Raw genomic sequence first — 14,237 nt, forward strand, 5'->3', positions numbered from 1 at the left:
GTTTATGAAAATAGCATCACCATCATCGGTTCGTGGCTTCACCCTCGTTGAATTGATGGTGGTGATTGTGATTATGGGCATCATGGCCTCATTGGTGCTTTTGAATATCGGTGGGACAGATCAACGCAAAGCCATGCAAGCACGCGAAGTGTTTGTAATGGATCTGAAACGAATATTACGTGATGCAAATGATCAAGCTTTGATATTGGCCTTACAGCAAAAAGCTGGAACGGATGTCAACACGCAAAGCTATGCGGTACAAGAATATTTACCAGAACAAAAACGTGTAGAAAATAGTATTTTAAATCAGAACAATAAATGGCAAAACTATAAAGATTTTGAAACCCGAGTATTACCTGAAAATGTCTCTTTTACGATTCAGCCTTTAGATCAACAGTATGAAAATGCTAATAATGATGATTTGTTAAATACCAATGCACCCAAGTTGATTTGGTTGGGTAATGGTGAGGTAAAGCCTGTGCGTATACAGTTTTATTTTGAAGAACGTCCCATTGGTAATGAAATCGAAATCGATCATTTAGGGAAAGTTAATGCGGGCTAAAGGGTTTACGCTACTTGAAGTCATGGTGGCATTGGCGATTTTTGCTACTGCGGCAATGGCTTTGTCTAATGTTGCGATGCAATATACGCAGTCGACAGCACACGCAATTTTAAGAAATAAAGCACAATTTGTCGCGCTGAATGAAATCGCTAAGATGGAAATCAATCGTGAATGGATGACAGGTACTGCATCTAAACAAGTCACTGAACAAGGCGAACAATGGCAAATTGACAAAAAAGCCCAAGCCACCATTAGTCCAAATGTACAACGTATCGATATCCAAGTGAGTTTGATGAATGCTGAAACTGGGGATGTAGAAGCAGGGATTAGTAGTTTAGTGTTCTTTAACTATAAGGCTCCGTTGGATGAAAATAATAACTAGAAAAAAACGTACATCTCAAGATATGCCTGTGCTTGTGCAGCAAGGAATGAAGAATCAAGCAGGATTTACCTTAGTTGAACTTTTGGTTGCGATTGCCATTTTTGCAGTACTATCTGCATTGGGCTGGAAGGTTTTTGATTATGTCTCGAAAGTGAAAGAACGAAACGCAACCCATGAGGCACGGCTCAGTCAGTTGCAAGATGCCCATCAGCAGATACTCAGAGACACGGTACAAGCTGTGCCTTTAACTGCCAATATTAATGGAGATATTCAACCAGCGCTGGTGTTGCAAAATGGCCGATTTAATTTCAGTAAGACTGGTGTCACTGACCCATTAAATCAGGGTATTGCACCTGATGAGCGAGTGGAATATCAATACAAAGCTGATGAAAAAAAATTGTATCGGCTAAAGTTTAAAAATCTAAACCAAACGGGGCATGATCAGCCAGATTCGAGTGTGTTACTAGATAATGTAGAGCAATTTAAAATCACGGTACTCAATCCAAATGAGTTAGAGAATTGGCCAGATGCTGCCGCTGATTTGAATAATGAAAAAACCATACAACTGTTACCGCGGGGTATCAGGATGCAGCTCACAGTTGATGGGACAAACTACGAATGGTTATTCAGTTTGTTAAATACTGATTTTTTATTGGATAAAAATAAGAATGGTTAACGGTCAGGTAGTAGAGGCATTTGAAGTTCGGAGTTGCTTATGAAACAGCAACGTGGCATCGCTTTGTTAACTATCCTGATGATGGTAGCTTTGGCAACCATAGTTGCAGCAGGCATCGCAAAACAACAAGCCAATACTTCTGAAAATACCGCTTATGTGATGCGCCAAAATCAATCGTTGTTATATGCGAAAAGTGCCGAAGCATTTTTTGCTGAACTTTTGGTGAATGATGCCGAAAATGCAGGGCAGGTGGATCACCTCCAAGAAAATTGGGCTCAGCCTATGCCCGCCTTTCCAGTGGAAGGTGGAACCGTTGCAGGTGTGCTGCAAGACGAATCTGGAAAATTTAACCTCAATAGTTTGGTTTCAGAAGAGGGTGTGGTAAATGACAAAGCAAAATTATGGTTTGAGAAAATATTGCAGCGTGTTGGTTTACCCGCAGAATTAAGTCAAGCCGTGATTGACTGGCAAGATGAAGATGATGAGACCTCTGGCCCAATGGGAGCAGAGCTGGCGTATTATCGTGGTTTAAATAATGCGGCACTACCGCCAAATGCAAAATTCCATAGTGTGGAAGAGCTGAAATCAGTCCGTGGTTTTGACGGTGCTCAATATAAACTAATTGCGCCTTATGTGAGTAGCTTACCTTCGCATGAAACAACGGTAAACATTAATACCGCTCCTGCATTTTTGTTAGCGACCTTGGATGATCGTTTAGATGTCAATGCAGTTGAACAAGCTTTGCAACAAAAAGCAGCCAAATTTGAACATTTCGAAAATATCAATGATTTATGGGCAATGGAGCCATTTGCACAGGTGAGCACAGAAAATAGGGAAGTTTTAAATTCACAATTGGGTGTGCAGTCGAACTATTTTAAAGCGCAAATTGAAATTATTTTAAATGAAAGAAAGCGTCAATTTACCAGTGAGTTAGTGCGAAAAGATAAAGATGTATATGTGGCTTTTCGCAGTATGGCACCATTTTAGGTCTTAAATATCGCTAAATTTTCATGATGCCTTTTCCCAATTGTGCTGAACAGCAAAATTAATGCCTCTTGTTAGACTTTTGCATTATAATCTCTCAGAACCCATAGATTATTTGATTGCATTACGACACATGTTAATTCGTAAGTTATTTAAGTTTGAAAACGCGCATATCGTGCGTAATTGCACGTCAGACCGTTGCAAACGTTCCATTCATGGACACAGTTATAAAGTCGAACTATTACTTAAAGCGTCGAAACTTGACCATGGACAAATGGTTTACGATTTCGGTTTGCTCAAAGGGGTAATTAAAGACTTATTTGATAGTTTTGATCACGCGATTTGTTTTTGGCAACATGATGATGCCGAGTACATTCGTGCCTGCAAACAGTTCAGCGCACGGTGGGTTGAACTACCCGTATCGCCTTCAGCAGAACAGTTTTCACGGATCTTCTTTTACTTGGCACAACAAGTTCTAAAATCAACAAAAACTCAAAATGGTGAGGGTGATGTTGAAGTGTATTCTGTGATCGTACATGAGACGGACACAGGCTATGCGCAAAGCTTTTTAGAAGATATCGATAATGTACAAATGGGGCTGTTGCAGTTAGATCAAATCGTCTTTTCCGAACAGGTTCAATCGGAATGGAACGATACCCAGATGTATGAAAAGTTAAAACAGGGTCAAAAATTTTTAAACCCTGCAGTTGATTTACAAGTTAAAATTTAAGTAAATATTTGGTTTTATTAGGATTGGTTAACAGTGATGTCTTTAACAGAAGAGCAACAAGCAAAACTCGCTAAAGTGCAGCTTGATGCTAGCTGGAAATATGGCCTAAGTGAGTTTTTGCTTAGCCCCCGCATGGATGAGTTAAAAGACTTTCTGCTACAACAAATGAAACAGGATAAAGTGATTTATCCACCGAATCCGCTGATTTTTAATGCCCTAAACACGACGCCTATGGCAAATGTAAAGGTGGTGATTTTAGGCCAAGATCCGTATCATGGGCCAAATCAGGCACATGGCTTGAGTTTTTCGGTACAAAAGGGGGTTGCATTACCACCTTCTTTACGTAATATTTTCCATGAGTTAAATACCGACCTTGGGGTGCCTGTGTCAAAACATGGGGACTTAACACGCTGGGCAGAACAAGGTGTTTTGCTTTTAAATGCGGTACTGACTGTTGAGGCTGGGCAACCAACTTCACATCAAAAACGTGGCTGGGAAGATTTTACAGACCATGTGATTGATGTTTTAAATGAACAACGTGAGCATATTGTCTTTATTTTATGGGGGGCATATGCACAGCGTAAGGGACAACGCATTGACCAAAATAAGCACTTGGTGCTAAAAGCCGCGCATCCATCACCTTTGGCTGCAAACCGCGGTGGTTTTTTTGGTTGTAAGGTGTTCTCAAAAAGTAATAATTATCTTAAACAAAATGGCATTGAGCCAATAGACTGGCAGCTGGACGCATGACTTATTCTCCCGTTTCAAAAAATTATCACCCAGATCTGATTGTTGAAGAAGCGAAAAAGGGCTGGCGCATTGTTCGCCTGAATCGCCCAAAATCGCTTCATGCATTAGATGAATCTATCTGTACAGCGTTGCTTGAAGTCTTTCAGGACTTTCAATACGATGATGCAGTAAAAGCGATTTGGTTAGATTCCACTACGCCGAAAGCATTTTGTGCAGGTGGCGATGTACGCAAATTGCGACAATTGGTGGTCAATGATGAAGTTGAAACGGCGAATAAATTCTTTGAACAAGAATATGCCCTAGATTTGCTGCTGCATAACTATGCAAAGCCGATTTTGGTTTGGGGCGAAGGTTATGTCATGGGAGGTGGTTTAGGTCTATTTATGGCTGCACCTTTCCGTTTGGTGACACCTTATTCACGTTTAGCAATGCCTGAGATTAATATCGGTTTGTATCCAGATGTAGGTGCGACGCGTTTCCTCGCTGACCGTGGTGCCATTGGATTGTTTACTGGGTTAACCGGCTCGATTATGACCGCAGCTGGTGCTTATGGTATCGGCTGGGCAACGCATATTTGTGATGCTCAGCGTGATAATGTACTTGAAACTGTCATTAATATTGATTGGGATCATTATCCAGCGGGAGATTTTCGTGCCATTGATGACACTTTAAATAGTATGCATCGTCCTGTGGGGCCGGGGCCATTACAAAACTCGTTAGATGTGATTCAAAGTGTGTGCCGTGGGCATAATTTTGAACATGACTATGAATCAATTATTGGTTTAAGTGATGCGCGCAGTGATTGGTTACGCCAAGCCAGTGAAAATCTACAAAAAGGTTCACCTGCAACCGCCGCATTAACATGGTTGTTGTGGCAGTGGGGCAAGCAAGTGCATTCTTGGAATGAAGTGTTTGAACTGGAAACCCAAATTTCGGATTGGAAAATTCGTCATGCGGACTTTGTGGAAGGTGTGCGCGCCCGCCTAGTCGATAAAGACCTGTCTCCAGAATGGAAAAAAGGTACAGATCTTTCCCTCAAAGGAATTCTGGCTGATGAGCCTCCTGTAACCAATATTGACAGTTGGAATGCGCTGTTAAGACAGTATGGTGTAATTTAATTAATTGATGTCTGAACCAAACTTATATAGTGATGAACACTGGATGCAGCTGGCTTTCGAGCAGGCTGCACAAGCTGCAGAATTGCAAGAAATTCCTGTAGGCGCAGTCATTGTGAGTCAAAATCAAGTCATAGGTGCAGGGTTTAATGCGCCGATTTCTCTGAAAGATCCCACCGCACATGCGGAAGTACAAGCTTTGCGTCAAGCTTGTTTAAATATCGATAATTACCGTTTACCCGATGATGCAACCTTATATGTAACATTGGAGCCATGCACAATGTGTGTGGGTGCTTTGGTACATTCGAGAATTAAACGTGTGGTATTTGCGACGACTGAGCCTAAAGCAGGTTCTTTGGTCAGTTCGCGTCAATTATTAAATTCAGGCTACTATAACCATGTCTTTGAGTTTGAGCATGGTTGCCTACAAGAGCAATGCTCCCAACAATTAAGTGATTTTTTTAAAATGCGTCGTGAACAAAAACGACTGATGAAGTTACAGGAAAAAGCCACTTTGACTGAACTTAATTTAAAAAATCAAGTAAACTCTACTGACAATTAATATTGTCAAATAAAATAGGGTACACCATGAAATCCATTCAAGTAAAAAAAGAATTTAATGCACCGGTCGAGCAAGTTTTTGACTTACTTTCAAAACATTCGACCTATAACGTGGCTTTTGCACCGATTCAAGTGGTGCGTGTCAAAGATTCAGCAGATCCTGAACGTCCTGATGGTGTGGGTTCTGTACGTCGTATGGGCTTTGGGCCAGTGAAGCCGTTACAAGAGCAAATTACCTTACTTGAGCCAAACCAACGCATTGAATATAAGATTATTAAAAACCCACTGGTGAAACATCATTTGGGTGTGATTCAATTCGAAGCGATTGATGCTGCGCGTACTTTAGTCACTTATACGATTGAATTACAGGCGCGTGCGCCATTCGTTAGTCAATTAATCCTTGCGCAACTGAAGTCAGCGATTAAAATTGGTTTTTCAAAACTTGCAAAAACCGTATAAACAAAAGTGGAAGAGCAATGACAGTTCAAATCATTACAATTGATGGCCCAAGTGGCTCAGGTAAAGGAACATTGGCAGCAAAAATTGCGGCACATTATCAGTTCCACTTACTCGACTCAGGTGCGTTATATCGTCTGTTGGGATTGTCATTGCATAAGCAAGACTTAATTGATGCATTAGACTCAAAGCTCGATGAATGCGTAAAAATTGCAACAAATTTAGACATACAATTTGTGGCAAATGAAGCAGGTGTTTCGGTGCTTTTAGATGGTGAAGATGTCTCAAAAGTTATCCGTACTGAGAGAGTCGGAGAGTTTGCCTCAAAAGTTGCTGCAATTCCTGCACTTAGAACTGCGCTTTTAGAACGTCAGCATGCCTTTGCCCAAGCACCTGGTTTGGTTGCAGATGGCCGTGATATGGCAACAACGATTTTTCCAAATGCCCAAGCCAAGATTTATTTAACGGCTTCTGCTCAGTCCCGTGCGGAGCGCCGTGTAAATCAGTTGCAGGCTATGGGCGTGGATGTTAAAATAAACGACATTTTAGCTAATATCGAAGCGCGTGATAAGCGAGATATGGAACGCACAGTCGCTCCACTCAAGCCTGCGCCAGATGCTTATTTCATTGATAGTTCAACTTTGAGTATTGATGAAGTATTTACGCTGATGACGAATTACATCGATCAGCAATTAGCAAACTAAAGAATTTTCAGCAGAAGCATAGCTTGATCAGTCTTATACGGACTATGTAGACGCTTAATTAAACCGGCCTTGTCTGATCCAAGACCGCTGACTTTACTAGGTATATCATGACCGAATCTTTTGCAGCCCTCTTTGAAGAAAGCGAATTAAACCTCAACGTTGAAAAGGGTGCTGTCATCCAAGGCGTTGTAGTAAATATCGACTCTGACTGGGTAACAGTTGACACTGGCCTTAAATCAGAAGGTATTGTTGACCGCGCTGAATTCTTAAATGAACAACGTGAACTTGAAGTTCAAGTTGGCGACACTGTTGACGTAGTTGTTGAAGCTCTTGACAACGGTATGGGTCAAACAGTTTTATCACGTGAAAAAGCGAAACGTGCTGAAACTTGGACTAAACTTGAAAAAATCTTTGAAGACGGCGAAATCGTTACTGGTGTTATCTCTGGTAAGGTTAAAGGCGGTTTCACTGTTGACATCGGTCCAGTTCGTGCGTTCCTTCCAGGTTCTTTAGTTGATACTCGTCCTATTCGTGATACTACTCACTTAGAAGGTAAAGAGTTAGAATTTAAAGTAATCAAACTTGATGCTAAACGTAACAACGTTGTTGTATCTCGTCGTGCTGTTATGGAAGCTGAATCTTCAGCTGACCGTGAAGCTCTTCTTGCTCAGCTTGAAGAAGGTCAAACAGTTACTGGTACTATTAAAAATCTTACTGACTACGGCGCGTTCGTTGACCTTGGCGGTATTGATGGTCTTCTTCACATCACTGACATGGCTTGGAAACGTATCAAGCACCCTTCAGAAGTTGTTGAAGTTGGTCAAGAAGTTACTGTTAAAGTACTTAAATTCGACCGCGAACGTAACCGCGTATCTTTAGGCCTTAAACAATTAGGCGAAGATCCATGGTTAGCGATCATGAACCGTTACCCTAAAGGTTCTATCGTTAAAGCTCGTGTAACTAACTTAACTGACTACGGTTGCTTCGCTGAAATCGCTGAAGGCGTTGAAGGCTTAGTACACGTTTCAGAAATGGACCACACTAACAAAAACATCCACCCATCTAAAGTTGTTCAGATCGGTGACGAAGTTGACGTTATGGTTCTTGAAGTTGATGAAGAGCGTCGTCGTATTTCTCTTGGTATCAAACAAACTCGTGCTAACCCATGGGAAGAGTTTGCTAAAGAACACGACAAAGGTGAAAAAGTTTCAGGTACGATCAAGTCAATCACTGACTTCGGTATCTTCATCGGTTTACCAGGCGGTATCGATGGTCTAGTTCACTTGTCTGACATTTCTTGGAACGAACAAGGCGAAGAAGCTATCCGTCGTTACAAGAAAGGTGACACAGTTGAAGCGGTTATCCTTTCAGTAGACGCTGAAGGCAACCGTATCAGCCTTGGCATCAAACAAATGAACAGCGATCCGTTCAACGATTTCTTAGCTGCTAACGAACGCGGTGCGCTTGTTAAAGGTACTGTAACTGCAGTTGACGCTAAAGGCGCTACTGTTAAGTTAGCTGACGAAGTTGAAGCGACTCTTAAAGCATCTGAAATCAACCGCGACCGCGTTGAAGATGCAACTAAGTTCCTTGAAGTTGGTCAAGAAGTTGAAGCTAAAATCATCAACGTAGACCGCAAATCACGTTCTATCAACTTGTCTATCAAAGCGAAAGACGAAGCTGAAGAAAAAGAAGCGGTAGCTAACTTGAACAAGACAGCTACAGCATCTTCAGACAATGGTCCTAAGACTATTGGTGATTTGATCAAAGCTCAAATGAACCACTAAGTAAGTGTTTGAATTGTATTATTAATGTAAATTAATTAATATTTTTTACACAATTACTGTAACGGTAGCGTAGTAAGTGATTATTACGCTACCGTTTTGTATTTAAACAGGTTATTATCAGGAAACTGATCCTAGGTAGCTTGATAATTAAAGAGGTCGCAGATGACTACTGAAGCACTTAATAAGTCTGACTTAATAGAGCGTATTTCTCTTAAAAACCCACACTTAGCTGAACCCTTAGTGGAAGAGGCCGTTAAGATAATGATCGATCAAATGATCGAAGCGTTATCTACAGACAACCGAATTGAAATCCGTGGTTTTGGTAGTTTTGCATTACATCACCGTGAACCACGTGTGGGTCGTAACCCAAAAACAGGTAAATCAGTAGAAGTTGCAGCAAAAGCTGTACCGCACTTTAAACCTGGTAAAGCTTTACGTGATGCGGTAAACGAATCTGCAAACTAATTCAAAACATTGTTAGGGGTGTTTATGCGTTACGTATTGGTCGTAATTTTACTGGTTCTATTTGGATACTCATTGGCTTTGGTTCTGCAAAACGGAACTGAACTTTCAGTCGATTTGTTATTTACACAAGTGCCTGCAATGCGTTTAGGGCTTTTATTGCTATTAACCTTGTCTTTAGGTTTAGTTTTAGGTCTTTTATTGGCAGTGCAAGTATTCCGAGTATTTCAAAATAACTGGGAAATTAAACGTCTACGTAAAGATATTGACCGCCTACGTAAAGAGCAAATTCAAACTGCTCAACTGGCTGCTGCTGAAGCGGCTGCACATACGCGTCATGAAAAGACAGTTTTAGATATTGATGCAAATGAGCGTCCTTCTAACCCGTTATAATTGGGTTTTTGAAGTAAATTCACTACTTTTATGAGTAGATTTAATTTTTTATATTTAACACTCTGGTGGGATCATCGGGGTGTTTTTTTATGGGCTGAAAAAATAATACGCTTATCTCAAATAAAATAATGAGATAGCTCAATTCAAATTAATCATTTCAAATAACATGAGTTTTATGACTTTCTGATCAAGTTGAATACATCTATAATGCACTAATTTTGTCAAAATGAAGGGTAAGTCTCTTGAGTATCATCGTTGCACTAGATGCTAAAAGCCAATATGACGCACTTACAATTGCAGAGCAGTTAGATCCTGCATTATGTCGAGTTAAGGTTGGTAAAGAGTTATTTACCCATGAGGGTCCAAGTGTCGTTAAGGCCTTGCATGATAAAGGTTTTGAAGTATTTCTAGATCTAAAATTCCATGATATTCCAAACACCACAGCGCAAGCAGTTTGTGCAGCTGCGGATATGGGTGTGTGGATGGTGAATGTTCATGCATCAGGTGGTCGTAAAATGATGGAAACCTGTGTAGAGCGCCTAAAAGCAGGCAATTACAATACTCAGCTGATTGCTGTTACTGTTTTGACCTCGATGGGTCGTGAAGATCTTGCTGATTTAGGTTTAGATGTTGAACCCTTTGAACATGTGAAACGTCTTGCGACTTTAACGAAAGAAAGTGGTTTAGATGGTGTAGTGTGTTCGGCGCAAGAAGCGAAAATGTTACGTGAAACTTTGGGTGCAGAGTTTGCTTTAGTGACACCGGGTATCCGTCCTGCGGGTTCTGCTGCTGATGATCAAAAACGAATTGTGACACCTAAACAAGCCATGCTTGATGGTTCTACACATTTGGTGATTGGCCGTCCAATTACTAAATCGGAGAATATGCGTCAGACTTTAAAAGATATTTTGGCGACACTTTAATATTTACCCTCTCTCTAACTCTCTCCCAAAGGGAGAGAGAAAGTCCTCTCCCTTTGGGAGAGGATTTAGGTGAGGGGGTTAGATAGCCGCCAATATACTTACCAATATAGGTGCAAGTACAGAAAGGATAAAGCCGCTGACCATGGCATGTGGAATAAAATCATTACCACAAGCTTGTTTGACCATCGGTAGTGTGACGTCCATGGCTGTTGCGCCCGCAGATGAAATTGCAGAGCGTGGGTAACGCCAGCCAATAATATACATAAACACAATCGCAAAGATTTCTCTGAATAAATCATTCATCAACGCAATACTACCTAGATGCGCATTTTTTAATTCAGTTACGACGATACCTGTCATCGAATAGAAACCATAGCCTTGTGACAGCATAATCAAATCTTTCAAGCTGATTTGTGGTAATAGATAGGCAGCAGCAAAAGCGCCCAAAAGTGAACCGACGATACAACCGAGTGGAACAAGTAGAATTTTCCAATTTAACCAAGAGCGATCGAGCGGTGAGTAGGCGAGATCAAGCCCAATCATAAACATGAAGACTAAAAGTAGATCCCAAGTACTAATATGTGGCTGAAGACCAAAATGTGCTGCCATTTCGGCAAAAGCATAACCTAAACCTAATGCAATAAAAGCATAGCTAATATTGATGAGTGAGTTTGTCACTAACTGCATGGACACTTTGCCATGACTGGGTTTATAGCCTAAAAGCTTAAATAAAATATAGCAGCAAATAAAAGCACCCACTGAGGTCAATAGTGCAATAAGTACTGATGAAGAAAGGATTTGCAGAGGTGCTGGAATAGTGTGTAATGTTTCAGAAAATTCGATCGCAATCGCAAATAACAAAATATAAGTAAAATACGGCAGCAGTTTAAAGGCGATTTTTTCAAGCCAAGTGGGTAGGCGACGTGCAAGAATAAAACCAAGCCCTAAACAGGCCAAGAGCTGGAAAATCAGCCAGAAAGATTGCATACAAAAATAGGCAGATAATGAATACCTGCCTATTATGACCTGTTATTGCTTAAGCTGCATAACTAGATTTTGTTTTACTGAGGAGTCGAAAATCGGCTGGATTTATTTTTCGAGTAGCCAGCCAATATTTCCATGTATAAGTTGGCCACAGTGCAAAATTTTTACCGCCATTTTGTTGATACCAGCTTACGCAGCCTGATTGCCATACCGTGCCATCAAGCATGTCTTGTACATGAGTGTTAAATTGGTCTTGCACCTGATCTTTGACAGCGATGGCTTGAACATTAGATTTTGAAACCAATTGCATCATTTGTAAGATGTAATCGACTTGTGCCTCAATCATAAATACCACTGAATTATGCGCAAGTACGGTATTGGGGCCTAATAATTGGAATAGATTTGGAAAGCCTTTGGTGCAAATGCCATAAAAACTTTCTGCGCCAGCTTGCCAAACTTGTTTGAGTTCTTGAGCATTTTCACCAATACATTTAAATGATTTTAAATAAATTCTTGGATCGGTAATAAAGCCTGTGCCATAGATCAGACAATCGATTTCACGGGATTTTCCATCTTTGGTAATAATGGCATTTTCAGTGATTTCTTGTATTGCATCACTGACCAATTCCACATTAGGTCGATTAAAGGTTGGAAAGTATTTATTAGAAATTAAAATGCGTTTACAACCCATGATGTAGTTTGGCGTTAGTTTCTTGGCAAGTTCAGCATCTTTGACTTGGTATTTAATATACAGTTCTGCCAGTTTTTGCGCATATTTCATGGTGGTTGGTTTAACAATTGGTACGACACGTGATTCGTTGGTCCAATACAGGCGAGCGCGGTGAATTTTTCGAAACCAATCATATTTTTTAAATAATGATTTTTCTAAACCATGATAACTACGCTCATCTCGTGGAATGACCCAAGCCGCTGTACGCTGAAAAACATACAGTTGCTGTGTTTGTGGTGCGATTTCTGGAATGTATTGGATGGCACTGCCGCCTGTACCAATCGATGCGACTTTTTTACCTTCTAATGGATATTGATGATCCCATTGCGAAGAATGAAACACTTTACCCTTAAATTTTTCAATGCCCGGAATGTGTGGAATTTGCGGGACATGTAGCGGGCCAGATGCAAAAATCACGTATTGAGCGGTAATTTTAACACCATCTTTGAGTTCTAAATGCCAGTCGCAGGTTGATTCATTGTATCGACTTGAAAGCACTTCACTATTAAAGCGACAGAATTGTTTTAAATTATATTCACGGGTGACGTGTTGGATATAATCAAATATTTCAGGTGCTTCGGCATAACGTTTTGACCAATCTGTTTTGGGTGCAAAAGAAAGCGAATACATATGTGATTGCACATCGCAGGCAGCGCCAGGGTAGCGGTTCTCACGCCAAGTTCCACCAAAATCATTGGCTTTTTCGAGAATCAGGAAATCTTGATTGCCTTGTTGGAAAAGCCGTATTGCCATAGCAATACCACCAAAACCACCGCCGATGATGGCGATTTGCGTATGAATTTCCGAATTGGCTTTTGGGGTTTGCACTGTTTTTGTTTGCGCTTCCTGCATCATTTTTTTAATTCCAAGCGAGATTACAAACTAAGCATACTTGAGTTCATGATCAGAACAATATGATTGAGATGACAGAAAAATTGATCGAAACGGCAATGTTCATAATTGCAAATTTGTAGTAAAAAAGAAGAAATTTAATGTCATTTTACGATTTATGAAACGATCCATTCTAAGCCTGATGTATCTTGTACAAGGAATGCGTAAAGCAGGCGTAGATGTCGATCAACGTTTGCAAACTATCGGGCTGCGTGTCGATGCACTCGATCCTACTTCGGTGATTCATCCGAGTTTGGAGTGGGATGTACTGAAAGTCATTGGTAAAGATGTAGAACCTGAGCAAGGGTTATTTATTGGTCAGCATTATACGTTGGCGGGTTATGGTCCGTTGCTGATGTTATTGGTCACCAGTGATACTTTACGCCAAGCTTTAAATCAGGGGATTCGCTTTCAACAGTTGACACATCTAACTGGGCGTTTGAGTTTGCAAATCAGTCAGCATAAAGTGGCCTTATGTTATCAACCCCAAGATGTGTATGCACCACTGGGTGCATTATTGGCACAGTCGGAAATTTCTGGAACGTATAAATTCATCCGCGATCTTTACAAAATGATGGGGTTATCGACACCACAAGTTCAAATTGATTTGCCTTTTGCTGAACCCAAAGATCCTGAAAAATTAAAAATGTTCACCGATTATTATGGTCCACAAGTTCGCTTTGGTGCGCCATTTGCGGCATTTTGGTTCGATGAAGATGTTTTAGATATTCGTATTCCATCCGCAGATATTATTACTTTTCGATTATATGAGTCGAAGTGTATTGCGGAGTTAGAACGTTTAAGCGCCGATGAAGATGCGCCATCATTGGTTCAACGTGTGCAAGATTATTTGGAATTACAAAGTGGTGCGATGCCAAGTATGGCAGCAACTGCTCAAGCGTTGAACTTGCCTGAAAGAACTTTGCGTCATCAACTGCAACAGTTAAATACCAGTTATAAGCAAATTCGTGAAGATATTATTAAAGATAAAGCACTCCGTATGATTGAATATAATGAATATTCAATTGAAATGATTGCAGAATTGCTGGGCTATTCAGAACCTGCGGCGTTTAATCATGCGTTTAAACGTTGGTTTGGGCATAGTCCGAGACAATATAATAAATAGCCAATGCGCTTTACTGCCAAA

17 protein-coding genes are annotated in these 14,237 nt (G+C 40.6%); 15 read left to right on the forward strand and 2 right to left on the reverse strand.

Annotated elements, in window-relative coordinates:
- Positions 1-4: 4 nt before the first annotated feature.
- The 14 genes from FTU16_RS07515 (at position 5) to pyrF (ending at position 10,485) form a co-directional block, all read left to right on the forward strand.
- Entirely contained in the window at positions 5-562 is a 558-nt protein-coding gene (locus tag FTU16_RS07515) for a type II secretion system protein (protein ID WP_180059029.1), read from the forward strand.
- On the forward strand, positions 552-944 hold the full coding sequence (gene gspI, locus FTU16_RS07520) for a type II secretion system minor pseudopilin GspI (RefSeq protein ID WP_078188947.1): 393 nt from the start codon (positions 552-554) through the stop codon (positions 942-944). Before FTU16_RS07515 ends, gspI begins: the two co-directional genes overlap by 11 nt.
- A gap of 46 nt (positions 945-990) precedes the next feature.
- Positions 991-1,620, forward strand: a complete 630-nt coding sequence (gene gspJ, locus FTU16_RS07525; protein ID WP_078193724.1) for a type II secretion system minor pseudopilin GspJ — start codon at positions 991-993, stop codon at positions 1,618-1,620.
- Positions 1,621-1,659: 39 nt separating this feature from the next.
- The gene (gene gspK / locus FTU16_RS07530; RefSeq protein ID WP_180059030.1) at positions 1,660-2,607 is read left to right on the forward strand and encodes a type II secretion system minor pseudopilin GspK; all 948 of its coding nucleotides are present in this window, start codon (positions 1,660-1,662) and stop codon (positions 2,605-2,607) included.
- A 130-nt stretch (positions 2,608-2,737) separates the two neighbouring features.
- On the forward strand, positions 2,738-3,334 hold the full coding sequence (locus FTU16_RS07535; RefSeq protein ID WP_180040238.1) for a 6-carboxytetrahydropterin synthase: 597 nt from the start codon (positions 2,738-2,740) through the stop codon (positions 3,332-3,334).
- Positions 3,335-3,370: 36 nt separating this feature from the next.
- Positions 3,371-4,084, forward strand: coding sequence for a uracil-DNA glycosylase (gene ung, locus FTU16_RS07540; protein ID WP_168378900.1), 714 nt, complete (start codon positions 3,371-3,373; stop codon positions 4,082-4,084).
- On the forward strand, positions 4,081-5,202 hold the full coding sequence (locus FTU16_RS07545) for an enoyl-CoA hydratase/isomerase family protein (protein WP_180074250.1): 1,122 nt from the start codon (positions 4,081-4,083) through the stop codon (positions 5,200-5,202). Before ung ends, FTU16_RS07545 begins: the two co-directional genes overlap by 4 nt.
- Before the next feature lie 7 nt (positions 5,203-5,209).
- Positions 5,210-5,761 (forward strand): tRNA adenosine(34) deaminase TadA, encoded by a 552-nt coding sequence (tadA, locus tag FTU16_RS07550; protein ID WP_180163015.1) that lies wholly within the window; start codon positions 5,210-5,212, stop codon positions 5,759-5,761.
- A gap of 26 nt (positions 5,762-5,787) precedes the next feature.
- Complete coding sequence (locus tag FTU16_RS07555; RefSeq protein ID WP_078188937.1) at positions 5,788-6,219, forward strand: SRPBCC family protein; 432 nt, start codon at positions 5,788-5,790, stop codon at positions 6,217-6,219.
- Between the two features lie 17 nt (positions 6,220-6,236).
- Complete coding sequence (cmk, locus tag FTU16_RS07560) at positions 6,237-6,920, forward strand: (d)CMP kinase (RefSeq protein WP_180163016.1); 684 nt, start codon at positions 6,237-6,239, stop codon at positions 6,918-6,920.
- 107 nt (positions 6,921-7,027) lie between these two features.
- Positions 7,028-8,707 (forward strand): 30S ribosomal protein S1, encoded by a 1,680-nt coding sequence (gene rpsA, locus FTU16_RS07565; RefSeq protein WP_168378903.1) that lies wholly within the window; start codon positions 7,028-7,030, stop codon positions 8,705-8,707.
- A 162-nt stretch (positions 8,708-8,869) separates the two neighbouring features.
- Positions 8,870-9,172, forward strand: coding sequence for an integration host factor subunit beta (locus tag FTU16_RS07570; RefSeq protein WP_067767464.1), 303 nt, complete (start codon positions 8,870-8,872; stop codon positions 9,170-9,172).
- 24 nt (positions 9,173-9,196) lie between these two features.
- On the forward strand, positions 9,197-9,562 hold the full coding sequence (locus tag FTU16_RS07575; protein WP_078188931.1) for a lipopolysaccharide assembly protein LapA domain-containing protein: 366 nt from the start codon (positions 9,197-9,199) through the stop codon (positions 9,560-9,562).
- A gap of 242 nt (positions 9,563-9,804) precedes the next feature.
- Complete coding sequence (pyrF, locus tag FTU16_RS07580) at positions 9,805-10,485, forward strand: orotidine-5'-phosphate decarboxylase (protein ID WP_180010309.1); 681 nt, start codon at positions 9,805-9,807, stop codon at positions 10,483-10,485.
- Between the two features lie 78 nt (positions 10,486-10,563).
- On the opposite strand, the gene FTU16_RS07585 is transcribed toward pyrF, so the two are convergent.
- Positions 10,564-11,472: a lysine exporter LysO family protein gene (locus tag FTU16_RS07585; RefSeq protein ID WP_180163017.1), complete on the reverse strand. Its 909-nt coding sequence runs from the start codon at positions 11,470-11,472 to the stop codon at positions 10,564-10,566.
- A gap of 49 nt (positions 11,473-11,521) precedes the next feature.
- Positions 11,522-13,051, reverse strand: a complete 1,530-nt coding sequence (locus FTU16_RS07590; RefSeq protein ID WP_180163048.1) for an NAD(P)/FAD-dependent oxidoreductase — start codon at positions 13,049-13,051, stop codon at positions 11,522-11,524.
- 157 nt (positions 13,052-13,208) lie between these two features.
- On the opposite strand from FTU16_RS07590, the gene FTU16_RS07595 reads away from it, so the two are divergent.
- Positions 13,209-14,216: an AraC family transcriptional regulator gene (locus tag FTU16_RS07595; protein WP_180003059.1), complete on the forward strand. Its 1,008-nt coding sequence runs from the start codon at positions 13,209-13,211 to the stop codon at positions 14,214-14,216.
- The last annotated feature ends 21 nt before the right edge of the window (positions 14,217-14,237 follow it).

Origin of the sequence: Acinetobacter sp. YH12069, assembly GCF_013419675.1 — a bacterium.
GTDB classification, from domain to species: Bacteria; Pseudomonadota; Gammaproteobacteria; order Pseudomonadales; family Moraxellaceae; genus Acinetobacter; species Acinetobacter amyesii.